This window comes from Burkholderia sp. WSM2230 (assembly GCF_000472445.1).
Lineage (GTDB): Bacteria > Pseudomonadota > Gammaproteobacteria > Burkholderiales > Burkholderiaceae > Paraburkholderia.
Genome location: NZ_AXAJ01000004.1, coordinates 103,004 through 120,998, shown reverse-complemented (window position 1 = coordinate 120,998; position 17,995 = coordinate 103,004). Strand labels below are relative to the sequence as shown.

Genomic DNA, 17,995 nt, shown 5'->3' with positions numbered 1-17,995 from the left:
CGCTCATCCAACGCCGTGTTCATGCGGCAATGATCCCCGCATGACTCTGCCTGACCGCCGCAAACGCGGGCGCGCTTTTGCACCCGGCCCGCATTGCAGCGTCATGCATGAAGGCCTACTTGCCGACCTGGTTGCCGATCACGCCACCCACGGCAGCGCCGCCGAGCGTAGACAACGCGTTACCGCCGATCACAGCGCCCGCCGCACCGCCTACGCCCGCCCCGATTGCAGTGTCCCGTTGCCGCGTCGTCATACCCTCGCATGCGGAAAGGCTTGCGACAACCGCCACGATCATCGCAAGCGAACCCATTTTACGGATCGATTTCATGATGACTCACTCCCTTTGTTGTGATTCGAAGCCGCCTGTCGTTATGCGTTTGCTGGTTTGATCTTATCGCCGCAACCGGTTTCGAGTTGTATGCGGTTGTCAGCAGACTGACGGTTTCGTAATCAAATGTTTCCCTTGATGGAGCATGCGCCGTGCCTGCCCGCCGGACGAAAAAAGCCCGCCTTGGAGGCGGGCTTTGAGCGGAAAAAGTTGTGCGCGCATCGAGTCCGGCGGCAGCCGGCGCGATGCGCGGCCACTCGTCATTGCCGCTGATAGATCTCAGCGCCTTTCTTCATGAACTCGATTGACTTCACTTCCATGCCTTTTTTCAGCGCTTCGTCGTCGGTGACGCCTTGTTGCGCTGCGAACTCGCGCACGTCCTGCGTGATCTTCATCGAGCAGAAGTGCGGGCCGCACATCGAGCAGAAATGCGCGACCTTCGCCGAATCCTTCGGCAGCGTTTCGTCATGGAATTCGCGCGCCTTGTCCGGATCGAGGCCCAGGTTGAACTGGTCTTCCCAACGGAATTCGAAGCGTGCCTTCGAAAGCGCGTTATCACGCACCTGCGCGCCCGGATGACCCTTTGCCAGATCGGCGGCATGCGCGGCGAGCTTGTACGTGATGATGCCGGTCTTCACGTCGTCCTTGTTCGGAAGGCCCAAGTGCTCCTTCGGCGTCACATAGCAGAGCATGGCCGTGCCGAACCAGCCGATCATCGCCGCGCCGATGCCCGACGTGATGTGGTCGTAACCCGGCGCGATGTCGGTGGTGAGCGGCCCGAGCGTGTAGAACGGCGCTTCGTCACACCATTCCAGCTGCAGGTCCATGTTCTCCTTGATCAGTTGCATCGGCACGTGGCCGGGGCCTTCGATCATCGTCTGCACGTCGTGCTTCCATGCGATCTGCGTGAGTTCGCCGAGCGTCTTCAGTTCGCCGAGCTGCGCTTCGTCGTTCGCGTCGTAGATCGAGCCGGGACGCAGGCCGTCGCCGAGCGAGAAGGCCACGTCATACGCCTTCATGATTTCGCAGATGTCTTCGAAATGCTCGTACAGGAAGCTTTCCTTGTGATGCGCGAGGCACCATTTCGCCATGATCGAGCCGCCGCGCGAGACGATGCCGGTCATGCGCCTGGCGGTGAGCGGCACGTATTGCAGACGCACGCCCGCGTGAATCGTGAAATAGTCGACGCCTTGCTCGGCCTGTTCGATCAGCGTGTCGCGGAAAATTTCCCACGTCAGGTCTTCAGCCTTGCCGTTGACCTTTTCGAGCGCCTGATAGATCGGCACGGTGCCGATCGGCACAGGCGAATTGCGGATGATCCACTCGCGCGTTTCGTGAATGTGCTTGCCGGTGGACAGGTCCATCACCGTGTCGCCGCCCCAGCGGATCGCCCACGTCATCTTGTCGACTTCCTCGCCGATCGAGGACGTCACCGCCGAGTTGCCGATGTTCGCGTTCACCTTTACGAGGAAGTTGCGGCCGATGATCATCGGCTCGCTTTCCGGGTGATTGATGTTGTTCGGGATGATCGCGCGGCCGCGCGCCACTTCCTCACGCACGAATTCGGGCGTGATTTCGGTCACGCCGTTCGGACCGAATGCGCTCGCACCGAACGCCTGGCCCGGATGCTGGCGGCCCATCATCGCGGCGAGCTTTTCGCCGTTCGGGCCGCTCTTCTTCAGGCTCTCCAGGTATTCGGCGCGGCGCTGGTTTTCGCGAATCGCGATGTACTCCATTTCCGGCGTGATGATGCCCTTACGCGCGTAGTGCATCTGCGAGACGTTCTTGCCGGGCAGCGCGCGGCGCGGCGTGCGATGCAGGCCCTGGAAGCGCAGTTCGGCGGTGGCGGGGTCGGCGGCGCGCTCGCGGCCGTAGTCGCTCGTGAGGCCGGTGAGCGCTTCGGTGTCGCCGCGTTCTTCGATCCAGCGTTGACGCAATGCGGGCAAACCGGCGCGAATGTCGATCTTCGCGTCCGGATCGGAATACGGGCCCGATGTATCGTAGACGTAGACGGGCGGATTCTTTTCGCCGCCGAAGCTGTCAGGCGTGTCCGCCTGGCTGATTTCGCGCATCGGCACGCGGATGTCGGGGCGGGAGCCGGTCACGTAGACCTTGCGGGAATTCGGCAGCGGTGCGACGGCGGCTTCGTCGACGTGGGCGTCGGCGGAAAGAAACTTCGGATTGGCGTTCATGCGTGTTCTCCATGTGTCGGCCGGAGTGGGCGATAGCACGCCTTAGTCCGGTCCCATGCAATGTGGGGCCGCTAAGCAGGAGACGAGATGGAAGTAGTCGGAATTCGCGAGGGGTGAGGCAGAGGAGCTGGAGTGCGAAATCCGTACGCTTCCCTGCGCTGGCATTATCCAGATCAGGTTCAAAGGGTATTTCTCACCCACGTGGCACGGACCTCCAACTCTCGTGCGACGCAGGACCCCCGCGTTAGCAGCGCACACGATACACCCGCCGGGCGCTGCTTGGCAACCCATGCGCGATGCCTTGGGCGGCACGCGCGCACGACGCGGCGGCCAGATTCGGCGCCTGAATGCCGCTGTGATGCAGCGGGCTTTCATGCGCCATTTACGGACTATGCTTGTATTGACGGCGGCCGCCACTCATGACGCGCCGCAGCAGAGGTGGCGCGTGCCTTCTCGCGGCTTGCCTAGCGCGTGAAGTCGTCGGCCGCTTCGGGCTGATACAGGATTTTCTCGAGCTTCAGCACTTTTTCATCGCCGCTTGGCGGCATGAAGCGGATGTGCTCGCCGCGCTTCGCGCCGAGCAGCGCGAGGCCCACCGGCGAAAACACATTCAGGCGGCCGTGCGCGAAGTCGGCCTCCGGCGGATAGACGACGGTCCACGTCATGTGCTCGCCGCTCGATTCGTCGACGAGCGTGGCCTGCGAGTTCATAGTCACCACGTTGGCTGGAATTTCGCGCGAGTCGACGATCACGGCGCGCTCCAGGACGTCGTCGAGCATTTCCTGAAAGCGGGCATGCGCGCCAGGCGCAGCGGCGTGCTTCTCAAGACGGGCGACGTCGAGTTCGGTGAGGTAACACTGCTTGGTCCTTCTGGTGGCTTTCACGGCGGCTGCTCCAAATCGATCTGCAATACGGCTGCAATTCCTATACAAAAAACATCATGAGGATGTGATCGCCCGGCGCCCCGAAAGTCCCCTGAGGGACGACGCGGCTTCGGGCGAGAGAGCGAAGCGCGTCAGTCGGGGTGCCGGGCGGCGAGAAGCGGTGCCGTTGTTGGCGAAAGCGTTCGCAACCGTTGGCCGGCCCCTCGCGGCGCGAACTGCACGCGCGCGCAACCGGTTGCGCGGCAACGGCGCAAGCGGGTGAGGCGGCGGGAGGTCGGGAAACGCATGAAAGGCCAGTAGGTATGGAGTGGAGTGAACGACGCGCCGCGCGAATTCGCGTGATGAGAACCGCACAGAAGCGGTGCGAAGGGTAGATGCATGTTAGCACGGCGTCTTTCAGGGGCCTTGGCGAACCTTTCGTCGCCGTAGGTGTTGGAGTGGGTCCGAAACCGGCGATGTGGCGCGAGCACTCGCCCCGGCGGCCCGCAAACGCGAGGTGAAAAAAATTTGCAGCGCGGTGTCATATCCCGCCGCGCGCCTCGACAAACGTGCAGATCCTGATCGGAGCACGTCATGCAATCAGTCTTCAAGCGCCGCACGCGTAGGCCGCATCGGCCGTTTCAGCCGCTTCAGCGCGCGGTCGCACTCGTCACCGCGCTCGCGCTGTTGTGCGCGAGCGGTCTCGCGAGTGCAGCGAGCGCGATGTGCAGCGCGCGCAGTCCTGCACATCGCGTTGCGCTCGTCGAGCTTTACAGCAGCGAAGGCTGCAATAGCTGCCCGCCCGCTGATGCGTGGCTCGGTCAATGGAAAAACAGCGGTTCCACGCAGAGCGTCGTGCCCCTTGCGTTGCATGTCGACTACTGGAACAGCCTCGGCTGGACCGATCGCTTTTCGCAGCATCGTTTCACCGAGCGCCAGCAGATGCTTGCCGATCTTGCCGGCGGCCACACGGTCTACACGCCCGAGGTGTTCGTAGCGGGCCGCGAGTTGCGAAGCTGGTCGCAGCCGGACAGCTTCCAAAGCCGGGTCGGCAAGCTGATCGCCGAGCCGGCAAAGGCCAACGTTGCGCTGGAAATAAAGCCGCGGCCGGGTGGCGACGTATTCGACGTCGCCGCCCGCTTCGACAGTGCGGCGGCGGATACCGCGACGCGGCTCGACGCATATGTCGCGGTGTATGAAAACGCGCTGAGCTCGCAAGTCGGCGCAGGAGAAAACCGCGGCGCGACCTTGCATCACGAAAGAGTCGCGCGGCAATGGATCGGGCCTGTGCCGCTCGTTGGCGGCACGGCGCAGATTCGGCGCGACATCCGTCTCGACGATGCCGAGGCCATTGGCGACCACCACGTTCTCGCCGACCGGTCCGGCGTGGTCGCCTTCGTCGAAAACGCCGCAACCGGCGACGTTCTGCAAGTGGCCGAACTGGCCTTTTGCCCCTGAGCGCGCGTCGTCAATTACAGGAGATTCCCATGGCAACGCCTGATGTCGTTCGCGGCAACGCGCCGCCGGCCGCGCCCGCGAGCGGAGCGATCCATCCGCTCTGGGTGCGCGTTACGCATTGGTTGAACGCGCTCGCGGCCATCGTGATGATGCTGTCCGGCTGGCGCATTTACGACGCGTCGCCGGTCTTCGCGTCGTTCAGCTTTCCGAGCCAAATCACGCTCGGCGGCTGGCTCGGCGGCGCGCTGCAATGGCATTTTGCCGCGATGTGGCTGCTGGTGTTCAACGGTCTGGTGTATCTCGCGCTGAACCTGCTAAGCGGGCGTTTCGTGCGCAAGTTTTTGCCGCTTTCGCCGCGCGCGGTATGGCGCGACTTCCTCGCCGCGTTGACGGGCAAGCTTTCGCACGCCGACTTGCGGGTCTACAACGCGGTGCAGAAATTCGCCTACCTGTTCGTCGTTTTTGATCTGATCGTGCTGGTGCTGTCCGGGCTCGCGATCTGGAAGTCGGTGCAGTTTCCGCTGCTGCGCGAACTGATGGGCGGCTACGACAACGCACGCATCGTCCATTTCTGCGCGATGGCGCTGATGGCCGCGTTCATTGTCGTGCACCTCGCGATGGTTGCACTCGTGCCGCGTTCGCTGCTCGCCATGTTGCGCGGACGCTGAGCGCAACGTTCGAATATTACGGATACCGAATCATGAACAAGCCCTCTGAAACATCGCGGCTGGCGCGCGCCGGCAAGCTGGACCGCGAGTCGATTCTGATCGACGCCCGGCGTGAGCTTTCCATGCCGTCGCGGCGTCTGTTCGGCAAGCAGTTGCTGTCGCTCGGCGGCCTGTCGCTGCTGACCGGCTGTTCGCTCACCGACGACGAATCGGTCAACAGGTTTCTCGTCGCCGTGTCGCGCCTGAACGATCGCGCGCAAGCTGCGTTGTTCGACCCGAAGCTGCTCGCGCCGACTTACACGGAAGCGCAAATTACGCGGCCGTTTCCGTTCAATGCGTACTACGGTATCGACGAAGTGCCGCACGTCGACGCATCCGGCTACAAGCTGAAGATTGGCGGCCTCGTCACGGGCCAGCGCGTGTGGACCTTGTCCGAACTGTACGCGTTGCCGCACGCCGAGCAGATCACACGGCATATCTGCGTGGAAGGATGGAGCGCGATCGGCCGCTGGGGCGGCACGCCGTTCGGCGATTTTCTGCGGCGCATCGGCGCGGATACGAGCGCGAAGTACGTCGGCTTCAAATGCGCGGACGACTACTACGAAAGCATCGACATGCCGACCGCGCTGCATCCGCAGACGCTGCTCACCTTTTCATACGACGGCGAGCAACTACCCGCGAAATACGGCTTCCCGATGAAGCTGCGCATGCCGACCAAGCTCGGCTACAAGAATCCGAAGCATATCGTCGAGATGTTCGTCACCAACACGTATCCTGGCGGCTACTGGGTCGATCAGGGCTACAACTGGTTCGGAGGCTCCTGACGCGCGCGGATCGCAGCAGGCGCCCTGTGCCTGCGCGATCCCGGGTGGCAGAAGCTTCGGAAATACGCCGGCTGGAGCCGGTTCGATTCATCCACAACAAACGGAGTGATCCCATGAAAAAGCTTGCAATCGCCGCAGTAGCCGTCGCGTTTCTGACCAGTGGCGGCGCCGCGTTCGCCCAGGCGAGCGGCGCCATGTCCAACGATTCGATGTCGCATGACGCGATGTCGAAAGACGCCATGTCGAAAGACCACATGAAAAAAGACGCGATGAAGCACGACAAGATGAAAAAGGGCGACGCGATGGGCATGAAGCACGAGGCGTCGGGCGCGATGAGCAACTGAGAAACCGGGCGGGACGCGGCGAGCCGTTGCAAAACCTTGCGCGGCGTCGCAGTTGTCCCCATGCGCACCGCATAGACCGCCTGGTGCGGCGCGTGTCAGGGCAGAAAGCCGGGGTGCCGTTCGGCCCCGGCTTTTTGTTGCATGCGCACCAAAAGTTACGATTCTTTCGCCTGGCGCGGTGGGCGCTTACTGCATAATGCGATGCTGTGCGCCGCGTATTCTCCGCGCGTGAGCCGCGAATCTGCCGGAATGACCGGCGCGGCTATGCAGTTCCCGTATGGCTTTCTTTGTTAGCCAACTATCGTCCTTCGCTCCACCATCATGTCCGCCAGCCTCGCCCGTTTGACCGCATCGCCGATGCGGTGTCCGCCGTCCCCGCAGCGGGAATCCCGAACGGCGTGGGCGGGTTGACGGTATGTCGCAGGAACTCTCCGGCTGGTTTTCGCGTGGTTTTCCGCTCCGTTTGCCGCGCTCGCGCAACGGTCAGATTGCGCTCGCGCTCGGTGTCGTCTATCTGGTGTGGGGCTCGACCTATCTCGCCGTGCACGTCGCGCTCGGCTCGTTCCCGCCTTTGCTGATGTCGGGCCTGCGCAATCTGTTCGCGGGCGTGGGGCTGTTTGCGTTTGCTGCGCGCCGCAATCCGGTGTGGCCGAGCCTCGCGGAGATTTGCAATGCGGGGCTCGTCGGCACGATGCTGGTCGGCTTGTCGAGCGGCATGTTGGCGTACGGCATGCGCACGGTCGGCACCGGCACGGCGGCGGTGATGGTTGCCACCGTACCGCTTTTCGCAACGGTGATCGCGGCGGTTGCCGGGCGCAAGATCGGCAAAGGCGAGTGGTTCGCGGTGGGGCTCGGGCTCGTCGGCATAGCGATTCTGAGCCATGGTGACAGCGCGCCCGGATCGGCAGGAGGCAGTCTCGCCATTCTGTGCGGCGCGCTCTTCTGGGCGGGCGGCGCTCATCTCGCGAGCCGCCTCAAACTGCCGTCCGACCTGTTTCTCTCGACGTCGCTGCAAATCGGCCTTGGCGGTGCGATGTCGACCATGGTCGCGTGGGTGTCGGGCGAACGGATGCTAGAAGTGCATTTCCTGCCGGTGCTGGCGTTCATTTATCTGATGCTGATCGGCACGATGGCCGCCTACGTCGCGTACGGTTTCCTGATCCGGCACACGAGCCCGATCATCGCGAGCAGCTGCATGTATGTGAATCCGGTAGTGGCCGTGGCACTCGGCGCGTTGCTGCTCGGGGAGCCGGTCACGCATTCGACGGTGATTGCGACCGTTGTGATTCTCGTGAGCGTGGGATTGTCTTTCTGGCTCGATTATCGGAAGAAAGGGCTCGCTTGATGCGCGAGGCTCTCCGTGAAAGAGAGCAGCGCTCGCGCACGAACTCAGTCACGCCCGCCGCGCTAAAGGCGGGCGGCCAGTTCCGCGCCTTCGCGAATCGCGCGTTTCGCGTCCAGTTCGGTGGCGAGCGCCGCGCCGCCGATTACGTGGTAACGCGAGCCGCGCGCATCCGCTGATTTCCCGTGCGCGGACTCGCGTGGATGCAAATCCCGCAGCGATTCCTGTCCCGCGCACACGACGATGTTGTCGACCTCGAGCCACTCTTGCGCGCCGTCGCGCGCAATCTTCAACCCGCGTGCGCCAATCTCCAGATATGAAACGCCGGCGAGCATCTTCACACCGTTTCTCGCCAACGTCGCACGATGCACCCAGCCCGAGGTCTTGCCGAGGCCCGCGCCGAGCTTGCCGGCTTTGCGCTGCAGTAGCCAGACCTGCCGCGGCGGCCGAGCAGGCGCGGGCGCCTTCAGGCCACCGGGCTCGCTCACAGACAGATCGACGCCCCATTCGTCGAGCCACGCATCGCGCGGCACCGGCAGCGGCTCGTCCGCGCGGTGCAGCAGGAACTCGCTGATGTCGAAGCCGATGCCGCCAGCGCCGATCACCGCGACGCGGTTTCCCACCGGTGCTCCGCGCAACACGTCGACATACGACAGAACATTGGGCGCGTCGATACCCGCAATGGCCGGCCGTCGCGGCACGATGCCGGTTGCGATCACGATGTCGTCGTAAGCGCCGGCCGCGAGCAACGCGGGGTCCACGCGCGTGCCGAGCCGAACGTCGACGCCATGCCGCTCCAGCTGGCTCTGGAAATAACGGATCGTTTCGCTGAACTCCTCCTTGCCCGGCACGCGCATCGCGAGGTTGAACTGGCCGCCGATGGTTGCGGCCGCATCGAACAGCGTCACGCGATGTCCGCGCGAGGCCGCCACCGTCGCCGCCGACAATCCCGCCGGCCCGGCACCGACCACCGCGACCGAGCGCACTTTGTCCGGACTCGTGACCGGCCGGTACACCAGTTCGGTTTCGCGGCCCGCGCGCGGATTGACGAGGCAGGTTGCGCGCTGATTCCTGAACGTATGGTCGAGACAGGCCTGATTGCACGCGATACATGTGTTGATTTCGCGCGTGCGGCCCTCGGCGGTTTTCAGCACGAACTCGGGATCGGCGAGCAGCGGCCTTGCCATCGAAACCAGATCGCCCGCGCCGTCGGCGAGCAATGATTCCGCAACCTCGGGCGTGTTGATGCGGTTCGAGACGATCACCGGCACGCTCACAGCGGCTTTGAGCCGCGCGCTCAATGCGGCGAACGCTGCGCGCGGCACCGACGTGACGATGGTGGGAATTCGCGCCTCGTGCCAGCCGATTCCCGTATTGAACATCGTCACGCCGGCCGCTTCGAGCGCGCGCGCGACACGCACGGTTTCATCCCACGTATTGCCGCCTTCCACCAGATCGATCAGCGAGAGCCGGTAGACGACGATGAAGCGCTCGCCGCACACCTCACGCACACGTTCGACAATTTCGCGCGCAATGCGCATGCGGTTGTCGATGCTGCCCCCGTATCGGTCCGTGCGACGGTTGGTGCGCGGGCACAGGAACTGGTTGAGCAGATAGCCTTCGCTACCCATGATCTCGATGCCGTCGTAGCCCGCGCGCTGGGCGAGCTTCGCGCAGCGCGCATAGTCGCGCACGGTCTTCTTTATGCCGCCGATGCTGAGCGCGCGCGGCCTGAACTTCGAAATAGGCGACTTCAATGCCGATGCGGACACAACCAACGGCTGATACCCGTAACGCCCGGCATGCAGGATCTGCAGTGCGATCTTGCCGCCTTCCTCGTGAACCGCTTGCGTGAGCCGCCGATGATTGTGCAGATCGAACACAGAGTTGAGCGTGCCACCGAACGGCAGCAGCCATCCTTCACGATTCGGCGAGATACCGCCGGTGATGATCAGCCCGACGCCGCCCTTCGCGCGCTCGCGGAAGTATTCGGCAAGCTTCGAATAATTCCAGAAGCGGTCTTCCATGCCCGTATGCATGGAGCCCATCACCACGCGATTGCGCAAGCGGGTGAAGCCGAGGTCGAGCTCAGCGAGTAAGCGTTGGTAAGACATACAGGCTGCCGTTGTAAGTATGGGGTGCGCACGAACGATACACCGCACGATCGTGCCCACCATCTGAGGAAAGCTTCTAATGCTCGCGGCATGTTGTCCGGCAAGACATTCTCGCGGCGCCATAAGCCAATTCGATGGTCGCGGCACAGCCATTGCTCGTTGGGTGCGTCCATCGACGTGGACCGCGCCGCGCCTTAAAAAAAGCGCGCGACGCGCAGGGATAGGAGGGAGTGCTTCGCCCTGGACAGCCAAAGCGAGACCGTTCGAACGATTGCCGAACACGGTTTCCGATGGCGGAACCGGGAGCGTGCGCCCGCATATGAATGGGCGGAGAGCCCGACATCGAGATAGGTGATGACAATGAAACTGATTCGAACCATGGCGGCCATGATTGCCGTCGCATCCGTGCTGAGCGCATGCGGCGGGGGCTCCGACGACGTAGGCAAGGAGCTTGGTGTCACCAACCCGGAAATCCATTTCGTGCACGCCATCCCGAGCGGACCGGCGGTGGATTTTCTCGTCAACGGCAGCGCGCCCTCCGGACAGACGAATGTCTCGTATAAGGGCGTGACGAACTTCACAAACATCAACACGGGCTCGACGAATGTCGCCTATGCGGCGACCGGCACCACGACCGCGCTTGCGAGCGGCAACTTCCCGAACGTCGCGAAGGGTCACGAATATACGGTGCTCGCGTTGCCCGGCACCGCGGCGCCGGACATCGGCCTGATCGACGATCCGTTTGACAAGGGCCTGCTGTCCAACAGCGCACGCGTGCGCGGCTTCAACGCATCGGGCAACGCGCCGAATCTCGACCTCTATCTTATGCAGGCCAGCAACACGAGCATCAGCAGCGTTTCGCCGACCATGGCCGGCGTCGCGTTCAAGAACGCCGTGCCGGCGAGCGGCCAGGATTCGATCTACGTATCGGGCGGCCAGTATGTACTGATCGCGACCGCGGCGGGCAGCAAGACGCCAATTTATCAATCGCAGTCGTTCACCTTGTCGAACAACGCCGACTGGCTCATTACTTCGGTGCCGATCGGCGGTGCGCTGAGTCAGCTCGCGGCCGGGCAGATTCATCTGCTGATCGTGCAGAACGGCAACACGAGCACACCGAGCGTCGAGCTCCCGAATACGCTGACGGGCGTATAAGCTCGCTAGCAAGCATGCGCGCATTGCAGCGCATGGCATAGCGGCAAGTCCTGGGGAGGACGGGGCGGCGATTCACGCAAGTGGGTCGCCGCTTTGTTTTTGCGGACCGCTTCTCACGATGCCCGCTTGTCGGCTGCGCAGGCGGCGTCGACGCAACATCCCGCACCCGTTCAGTTCGCGTCCGGCAAAGCCAGCAAAAAAGCCCGCCGCGGTTTCCCGCAGCGGGCTCGATGATGCATCACGCCGATCCGCCATGCGCCTCACAGGCACATGGCTTGACCAGCAGCGATTTACTTTGCCTTTTCGGCCTGATTGGTGAGGGCGTCGCCGCCCTTGGAGATGTCCTGGCCGGCACCTGCCATCGTGTTGCAGCCGGCGAGCGCGGCCGTGCCTGCAATGAGGAGCAAAGCGATCAGTCGATTCATGGAAGTTCTCCTTGTCTAGAAGGTATCGGTTGACGTGTCCCGCTAGCGGCTCTGCTAGCTGCCGACCGTGGCTTGCGCCAGTCGATCCGGTCTGATTGCATGGTAAAAAAAGGGCGTGTGCGGCGCTGTCGGCTGCGCTGCGATTTTGTTGTAGGTGTGCTCTGGTGTTCGCGTCGGCGCACTCCTACAACGACGCATTGCGCGGCTTCGCAACGCGCTCAGATGGGCGTTCGCAGCGTAGCAGGCGAGGCGTCGCTGCCCGGCTGCACAGCCGTGCTCACGCTCGGCATGACGACACGAATGTCTGTACCGTTGGGCACGCCGCGCCGGATGTCGAAGCGCCCGCCATGTGCGGCGACGCGCTGACGCATGCCGAGCAGACCGTGCGTGTGAGTGCGCTTCAGATCGGCCGGCATGATGCCGACGCCGTTGTCGGCAATGTCGAGAGTCACGAAGCCTTCGCCGATGTGCAGACCGATCGACACCTGCGACGCACGCGCATATTTCGCGGCGTTCGTCAGCGATTCCTGCGCGACACGAAAGAGCGCGATTTCCGTTTGCTCGTCGAGTTGAATATCGTCTTCTGGAAGCTGCAGGTCCAGCGTCCAGTTGTTGCGCTGCGCGGCTTCGTCGGCGAGTGTGCGCAGCGCGGTCACGAGACCGAAGTTTGCCAGCACCGTGGGACGCATGTCCTCGATGATGCGGCGCTTGAGCGCAATGCCCTGGTCGAGGTTGGCGAGCGCGCGCTTAAGCTTCTCCGAGATGTCGGGAGCACTGTCCTTCAGCTTGCGGTTTGCCCACGCGACGTCCATCTTGCTCGCGGTGAGAATCGCGCCCAATTCGTCATGCAGTTCGCGCGCGAGCTGCGTCTTTTCGTTTTCGCTGACGGCCTGCAAATGCCAGCCAAGCGCCTCCAGTTGACGGGTGCGTTCGTTGACCAGTTGATCCAGCTCTCCTTGCTGCGTAATCAACTGACGCTGCACGCGCGCCTGCCTGTCAATCTGAATGCCGAGATTGCGGAACAGCAGAATGAACAACACGATGTTGAGCGCCGAGAGTCCCGCCGCGCAAAGTGTCGAGATGCGCTGGTCAGCGCGGCTCGCGGCGAGCGCGTGCTGCGCGCGCCGCTCTTCGTTGTCGCGCAGCAGGCTGAGCGTGCTCTCGACGAACGCCGCGTCGACAGCTTGCGCGCCGCTCATGCTCCCGCATGCGGCAAGATCGAGTGGATGCATTGCGGCCCGCTGCAACGCCGCTGCGCCCGCACTGATTCGTGCGTCGATCAGCGCACGAATCTGCGTGAAGCTCGCAAGCTCGGCGCCGTCGGCCTTGGGGCTGAGGTAAAAGCGCTGCAGCGGCTCTTCGCTTGCGCGGATGCGTGCGGCAGTTGCGCAAAATGCGTGGGCGGCGTCGTCGCGCTTCGTCAGAAGAAACTCGCTTTGCTGTGCGCTCAGATGCGATAGCTGGCTTGCCAGCGCGCTCAGTTGCACGGTGACGTCGCGCGCTTCGAGCGCCGTCTCGTACTCGGCGGCAATGCGCTCGCGGGCAGTTTCCAGAATGACGAGCCCGCCTACCGTAATTACGATCGCCACGGTCATCGCGATTGCCCAGCTGCGGGTGCGCATCCATGCGCTCAGGCGCGCGGCGGCGCGGCGCGGTTGCGCGTCGCGCTGCGCATGGTTCGCGGCCTGGCCTGGCATTGCCCGGCTTGGCGCTTCATGCGGTACTTCATACGGTGCGTCGTTCGGCAAATCTGGCGCGTTGTGCACGTTAGACAAGTTCGACTCCCTGGATACGCATCAGTGTAGCGTTCGACGCCGCGCCCGCGCGAGCACTGCGCTGAGTGCTGTCCTCAGCAAAGGCGCGCGGCGTAAAGCTGCCGTAATCCAATGTAAGCGGATTCTCACACGAAAACCGGAGCGCGTCGGAATGCGCCCGCCGCCGCTGCTGGATAGGATGAACCCTGATCCCATTCACTGTTTCAGGAGGAAGCCATCATGCTGAAGTGGGCGTTGTTTTTCGCCGTCATTGCGGTGATAGCCGGCCTTCTTGGCTTTACCGGCATTGCTGCGGGCGCGGCGGCAATCGCGAAGTTCCTGTTCGTCGTCTTTGTGATTCTGTGCGTGGTGTTCCTCGTGCTCGGCTTCGTGGTGACGAAAAAAATTGTCGATTAGCGCCGCTTTTGCCTTTTCGCTTTTGCCTTTGTAGGGCGCCCGAAGAAGGGCAGGGCGAGGCGGCGCTGACGCAACGCAAGCGCACGAGAATTCACGCGGATACCAACAAGAAGGAGAGTTGCCATGCTTCACTATGCCATCGTCTTTTTCGTCATCGCCATCATTGCAGCGGTGTTCGGTTTCACCGGAATCGCGGCGGGCGCGGCCGAAATCGCGAAGATCCTGTTCTATATTTTCCTCGTCGTGTTCGTGGTCACGCTGCTGCTTGGCGTGTTCCGAACGTAGACCTGAACATGACGCTAACGGCGCGTCGCGGGCACGTTTCGCGATGCGTCCATTCCCCCAATACGGATAAAGGAGAAACTCAATGGCGAACACACCTGGCGCGCAGGGCGCGGCATCCGGCTCGAGCGACCCGTTCGTGATGGACATTCAGAAGATCCGCGAGGACGCCCGCAAGCACATGTCGGACGGTCCCGTCACGCAGAGCTATGGCGCGGATCGCGACACCGTGCTCAAGCTGCTCAACGACGCGCTCGCGACCGAAATCGTCTGCACGCTGCGTTACAAGCGGCATCACTTCATGGCGAAGGGCATCAACTCGGAAGCCGTGGCCGCCGAATTCGCGGAGCACGCCGCACAAGAGCAGGAACACGCCGACCGCATTGCCGAGCGGATCGTGCAGCTTGGCGGCGAGCCGGACTTCGCGCCGGACGGCCTAAAGACGCGCGCGCATTCCGAGTACAAGGAAGGCGAGAACCTCACGGACATGATTCGCGAGAACCTGGTCGCCGAGCGCATCGCGATCGACACCTATCGCGAGATCATCCGCTATCTCGGCGAGAAAGACGTCACGACGCGGCGTCTGTTCGAAGAGATCCTCGCTGTCGAGGAAGAGCATGCGGACGACATGGCCGATCTCCTCCAGGGTCGCGAGTGAGCGTGCCCGGCAAGGCGAGCGGCTGGCCGGCAGTGGCGGCCGCCATGATCCCGACACACGGCGCGTCGGCACGCGCCGCGACATCATTACAATGTCTGCTTTGGAGCGACGCCATCGTACGGACACAAAGCCGATGATTCGAGTGTTGATAGCCGACGATCACGCGATCGTCCGAGGGGGGTTCAGACAGTTCGTCGCCGACGAGCCGGACATGTGCGTGGCGGCGGAAGCCGCGACAGGCGACGAGACCATCAGCCTCGTGCGCGAGCAGGCATTCGACGTCGTGCTGCTCGACATTGCAATGCCGGACAAGAACGGCATCGACACTCTGCGCGTCATCAAGCAGGTGCGCCCCGAGCAGGGCGTGCTAATCCTCTCCGGCTACCCGGAGAGCCAGTACGCGATCAACCTGCTGCGCGCGGGCGCGAACGGTTATCTGAACAAGGACTGCGAGCCGGACGAAATCGTGCGGGCGATTCGTGCGGTGGCGCGGGGGCATCGTTACTTGTCTGAAGCAGTGGCTGACACGCTCGCCGACAATCTGGACAAGCCGGCGGCTGCGCGGCCGCACGAGGCGCTGTCCGAGCGCGAGTTTCAGATTTTCTGCAAGCTCGCCGCGGGGCAGATTCCCACTCAGATTGCCGAGGAATTGCACTTGTCCGTGAAAACGGTGAGCACGTACCGGGCTCGCGTGCTCGAGAAGATGCGGTTGGCGAACAATGCCGACCTCACTTACTACGCGATCAAGAACGGCTTGATCGAATAATGGACGATCGAGAGATCCCGATGAACAGCGAATCGAACAGCCTTGCCGAGTCAGCCAGCCGCGCACCGTTGCGCGTGCTGCTTATCGAAGATTCGCCGCTGATCCGCCGCAGCCTTGTGGAAGCCATCGACGCCTCAGGTTCGCTGCGTGTGGCCGCCTATGCCGATTCCGCCGACGAAGCCATCGCACTGCTCGGCGACGAAGCATTCGACGCAGTGATCGTCGACCTGCAGCTCAAGCGCGGTTCAGGCGTGCCCGTATTGGCCTATTTGCAGCGCGAAGGCCTGATCGACTCCGTGTTCGCGGCGGTGCTCACCAATCATGCGTTGCCTGCGTATCGCGAGCGCTGCGAACAGTACGGCGTGCGCCACTTCTACGACAAATCGTTCGAATTCGATCGCGTGATCGACGCGCTGCACGAATACGCGTTCGCGCGAAGCCACGGCTAGGCGCGTCCCTCGTCATTCTTTCGTTTTCACGTGCGGCGCCAGATGATTCCATGCGGCGAGGCCCGCGAACAGCAGGCCCGCGACGCTCACACCCACCCATCCGAACACCGGCCACACGGCCGCGCCCACGCCCGAACCGAGCGCTCCGCCGATGAAATACGCGACCATGTACACCGTATTCACGCGGCTGCGCGCGTCGGGCTTCAGCGCGTAGATGCGCGACTGATTCGAAATCTGCGCGGCCTGCACGCCCACGTCGAGCACAATCACACCGATCACGAGCCCCGCGATGCTTTTCGCGGAGGCGCCAAAAATCACGAAGGAAATCGCCACCAGCAGGATGGACAGCGTGATGATCGCGCGCGGTCCGCGCCGGTCCGCGAACTTGCCGGCAAGCGGCGCCGCGAGCGCACCCGCCGCGCCGACTATGCCGAACAGACCCGCCGCCTGCGGTCCGAGATGAAAGGGCGGACCGGCCAGAAGCAATGCAAGCACCGACCAGAAGATGCTGAACGCAGCGAAGAGTGCCGCGCCAGTGAGCGACGCCTCACGCAACGCGCGATGTTCGACGACCAGATGCCACATCGACACCAGCAGCTTGCCGTAGGGCAGCGTAGAGGTCGGCTTGCTTTTCGGCAAACGCAGGATGATGACCACCGCGAGCGCGAGCAGCGCGACCACAGATGCGGCGAATACCGCGCGCCAGCCGAAGTACTGCGCGACGATGCCCGCGGCTGTCCGCGCGAGCAGGATGCCGAGCAGCAGGCCGCTCATCACCGTGCCCACCGCATGACCGCGCCCGGACGGCGGCGCGAGTTCGGCGGCGAACGGCACCGCTTGCTGCGCGATGGTGGCGAGCACGCCGATCGCGAGGCTCGCGGCGATCAGCACCGGCAGCGCGGGCGCGGCCGCCGCCACCACGAGAGCGACGCACATGCCCGCGGTTTGCAGCAGGATCAACGCGCGCCGGTCGAAGCGGTCGCCGAGCGGCGCGAGCAGCAGCATGCCGGCCGCGTAGCCGAGCTGTGTGACGGCGGGCACCACGCCGACCCACGACGAATTTGCGGGAAACGACTGCCGGAAGTTGTCGAGCAGCGGCTGGTTGAAATAGATGTTCGCGACCGCGACGCCGGCGATGGTGGCAAGCAGAAGCAGCAGGCCGCGCAGCGACCGGTCGGCGGAAACGGGTGTGGAGGCGTTGGACGTGGACATGGCAGAGGACAGTGGGCGGACCGGCCCATGCGCGGTCCTCGAGCGTGCCGATCATACCGGAGCGAACGGGATCGTGCTGACTCGCTGCCACGCTTGCGCAACGTTTGTGCGCGTTGCGCACGGCGAGTTACACACGACTTGGCGCTTGTGACAAAAATGCGAAGTTTGCTGCACACGGGTTCGTAGAATCGCCGCGCTATCCGGCCCACTTCTCACGATCCGATGAAAGAACTCCCTCTGTCTTCTTCCCGGCGCCACGCGCAACCGGAGCTCGCGCCGCGCCGCATCGGCGGATGCCTGCTGATCGCGCTGCTGTGTCTCGCGGGGTGGACGTTCATCACCGCGTGGGCGATGCGCGACCCGCTGCACCTGATGCTCGAATGGGAACTGCTTGCAGTGTCCGTGCGAGCCGGCACGCATGGCTGGTATCGCACGGTGATGGTGATGACGGGCTTCGACGTGTTTATCGGCGCATTCATGGTCGCGGGCATCGGCTGGTTCGTGCTGCTCGCGTGGCGCAAGTCGGCGCGTTTGCCTACTCACGTGCAGGCGTGGCTCGGCGCCATTCTCGCGATGCGGACAGGCGCGTATCTGCTGAGCGATTACATGACGCACACCATCGGCATCCACATCGCCATTCCGTTTGACGGCCTGATGCAGGCCATTGTCGCCGCTGCGCTCGGCATACCTTATTTCAGGGCGTCGCGGCGCGTGCGGCAGACCTTCGTCAACCGTTGAGCGCGT

19 protein-coding genes and 1 riboswitch are annotated in these 17,995 nt (G+C 63.5%); of the genes, 12 read left to right on the top strand and 7 right to left on the bottom strand.

Going from position 1 to position 17,995, the window contains the following annotated elements:
• Positions 1 to 115: 115 nt before the first annotated feature.
• From A3AC_RS0110740 to A3AC_RS0110725, 3 genes are all read right to left on the bottom strand, one after another.
• Positions 116 to 328: a glycine zipper 2TM domain-containing protein gene (locus A3AC_RS0110740; protein WP_025598823.1), complete on the bottom strand. Its 213-nt coding sequence runs from the start codon at positions 326 to 328 to the stop codon at positions 116 to 118.
• A gap of 260 nt (positions 329 to 588) precedes the next feature.
• Positions 589 to 2,520, bottom strand: coding sequence for a phosphomethylpyrimidine synthase ThiC (gene thiC, locus A3AC_RS0110735; RefSeq protein WP_025598822.1), 1,932 nt, complete (start codon positions 2,518 to 2,520; stop codon positions 589 to 591).
• A gap of 132 nt (positions 2,521 to 2,652) precedes the next feature.
• Positions 2,653 to 2,771, bottom strand: a riboswitch (TPP riboswitch).
• A gap of 213 nt (positions 2,772 to 2,984) precedes the next feature.
• Complete coding sequence (locus A3AC_RS0110725) at positions 2,985 to 3,404, bottom strand: GreA/GreB family elongation factor (protein ID WP_025598821.1); 420 nt, start codon at positions 3,402 to 3,404, stop codon at positions 2,985 to 2,987.
• Between the two features lie 573 nt (positions 3,405 to 3,977).
• On the opposite strand from A3AC_RS0110725, the gene A3AC_RS0110720 reads away from it, so the two are divergent.
• The 5 genes from A3AC_RS0110720 to A3AC_RS0110700 all read left to right on the top strand — a co-directional run bounded on the left by A3AC_RS0110720 (position 3,978) and on the right by A3AC_RS0110700 (position 8,022).
• Complete coding sequence (locus A3AC_RS0110720) at positions 3,978 to 4,841, top strand: DUF1223 domain-containing protein (RefSeq protein ID WP_025598820.1); 864 nt, start codon at positions 3,978 to 3,980, stop codon at positions 4,839 to 4,841.
• 29 nt (positions 4,842 to 4,870) lie between these two features.
• Positions 4,871 to 5,509 (top strand): cytochrome b/b6 domain-containing protein, encoded by a 639-nt coding sequence (locus A3AC_RS0110715; RefSeq protein ID WP_025598819.1) that lies wholly within the window; start codon positions 4,871 to 4,873, stop codon positions 5,507 to 5,509.
• Positions 5,510 to 5,541: 32 nt separating this feature from the next.
• The gene (locus A3AC_RS0110710) at positions 5,542 to 6,333 is read left to right on the top strand and encodes a molybdopterin-dependent oxidoreductase (protein WP_025598818.1); all 792 of its coding nucleotides are present in this window, start codon (positions 5,542 to 5,544) and stop codon (positions 6,331 to 6,333) included.
• Positions 6,334 to 6,446: 113 nt separating this feature from the next.
• The gene (locus A3AC_RS0110705) at positions 6,447 to 6,677 is read left to right on the top strand and encodes a pentapeptide MXKDX repeat protein (protein ID WP_025598817.1); all 231 of its coding nucleotides are present in this window, start codon (positions 6,447 to 6,449) and stop codon (positions 6,675 to 6,677) included.
• 415 nt (positions 6,678 to 7,092) lie between these two features.
• Complete coding sequence (locus A3AC_RS0110700) at positions 7,093 to 8,022, top strand: EamA family transporter (RefSeq protein ID WP_025598816.1); 930 nt, start codon at positions 7,093 to 7,095, stop codon at positions 8,020 to 8,022.
• Positions 8,023 to 8,084: 62 nt separating this feature from the next.
• Here A3AC_RS0110700 and A3AC_RS0110695 read toward each other — a convergent pair whose 3' ends face one another.
• Positions 8,085 to 10,133: an NADPH-dependent 2,4-dienoyl-CoA reductase gene (locus A3AC_RS0110695; protein ID WP_025598815.1), complete on the bottom strand. Its 2,049-nt coding sequence runs from the start codon at positions 10,131 to 10,133 to the stop codon at positions 8,085 to 8,087.
• A 360-nt stretch (positions 10,134 to 10,493) separates the two neighbouring features.
• Here A3AC_RS0110695 and A3AC_RS0110690 point away from each other — a divergent pair, with 360 nt between their 5' ends.
• Complete coding sequence (locus A3AC_RS0110690; RefSeq protein ID WP_025598814.1) at positions 10,494 to 11,288, top strand: DUF4397 domain-containing protein; 795 nt, start codon at positions 10,494 to 10,496, stop codon at positions 11,286 to 11,288.
• A gap of 290 nt (positions 11,289 to 11,578) precedes the next feature.
• Here A3AC_RS0110690 and A3AC_RS0110685 read toward each other — a convergent pair whose 3' ends face one another.
• Both A3AC_RS0110685 and A3AC_RS0110680 read right to left on the bottom strand, forming a co-directional pair.
• A complete protein-coding gene (locus A3AC_RS0110685) occupies positions 11,579 to 11,713 on the bottom strand; it encodes an entericidin A/B family lipoprotein (RefSeq protein WP_006052452.1) in 135 nt (44 codons plus the stop codon).
• 218 nt (positions 11,714 to 11,931) lie between these two features.
• A complete protein-coding gene (locus A3AC_RS0110680) occupies positions 11,932 to 13,488 on the bottom strand; it encodes a sensor histidine kinase (RefSeq protein ID WP_025598813.1) in 1,557 nt (518 codons plus the stop codon).
• Between the two features lie 219 nt (positions 13,489 to 13,707).
• On the opposite strand from A3AC_RS0110680, the gene A3AC_RS29910 reads away from it, so the two are divergent.
• From A3AC_RS29910 to A3AC_RS0110655, 5 genes are all read left to right on the top strand, one after another.
• On the top strand, positions 13,708 to 13,884 hold the full coding sequence (locus A3AC_RS29910; protein ID WP_013338703.1) for a DUF1328 domain-containing protein: 177 nt from the start codon (positions 13,708 to 13,710) through the stop codon (positions 13,882 to 13,884).
• Positions 13,885 to 14,007: 123 nt separating this feature from the next.
• On the top strand, positions 14,008 to 14,169 hold the full coding sequence (locus A3AC_RS29905; protein ID WP_006052455.1) for a DUF1328 domain-containing protein: 162 nt from the start codon (positions 14,008 to 14,010) through the stop codon (positions 14,167 to 14,169).
• Between the two features lie 82 nt (positions 14,170 to 14,251).
• A complete protein-coding gene (locus A3AC_RS0110665) occupies positions 14,252 to 14,824 on the top strand; it encodes a ferritin-like domain-containing protein (protein ID WP_025598807.1) in 573 nt (190 codons plus the stop codon).
• A gap of 133 nt (positions 14,825 to 14,957) precedes the next feature.
• Positions 14,958 to 15,590, top strand: coding sequence for a response regulator (locus tag A3AC_RS0110660; protein WP_013338705.1), 633 nt, complete (start codon positions 14,958 to 14,960; stop codon positions 15,588 to 15,590).
• A 20-nt stretch (positions 15,591 to 15,610) separates the two neighbouring features.
• Positions 15,611 to 16,039, top strand: a complete 429-nt coding sequence (locus tag A3AC_RS0110655; protein WP_025598805.1) for a response regulator — start codon at positions 15,611 to 15,613, stop codon at positions 16,037 to 16,039.
• Positions 16,040 to 16,051: 12 nt separating this feature from the next.
• Here A3AC_RS0110655 and A3AC_RS0110650 read toward each other — a convergent pair whose 3' ends face one another.
• Positions 16,052 to 17,251: an MFS transporter gene (locus A3AC_RS0110650; RefSeq protein ID WP_025598803.1), complete on the bottom strand. Its 1,200-nt coding sequence runs from the start codon at positions 17,249 to 17,251 to the stop codon at positions 16,052 to 16,054.
• A gap of 222 nt (positions 17,252 to 17,473) precedes the next feature.
• On the opposite strand from A3AC_RS0110650, the gene A3AC_RS0110645 reads away from it, so the two are divergent.
• The gene (locus A3AC_RS0110645; protein WP_025598802.1) at positions 17,474 to 17,989 is read left to right on the top strand and encodes a DUF2569 domain-containing protein; all 516 of its coding nucleotides are present in this window, start codon (positions 17,474 to 17,476) and stop codon (positions 17,987 to 17,989) included.
• Positions 17,990 to 17,995: the final 6 nt, after the last annotated feature.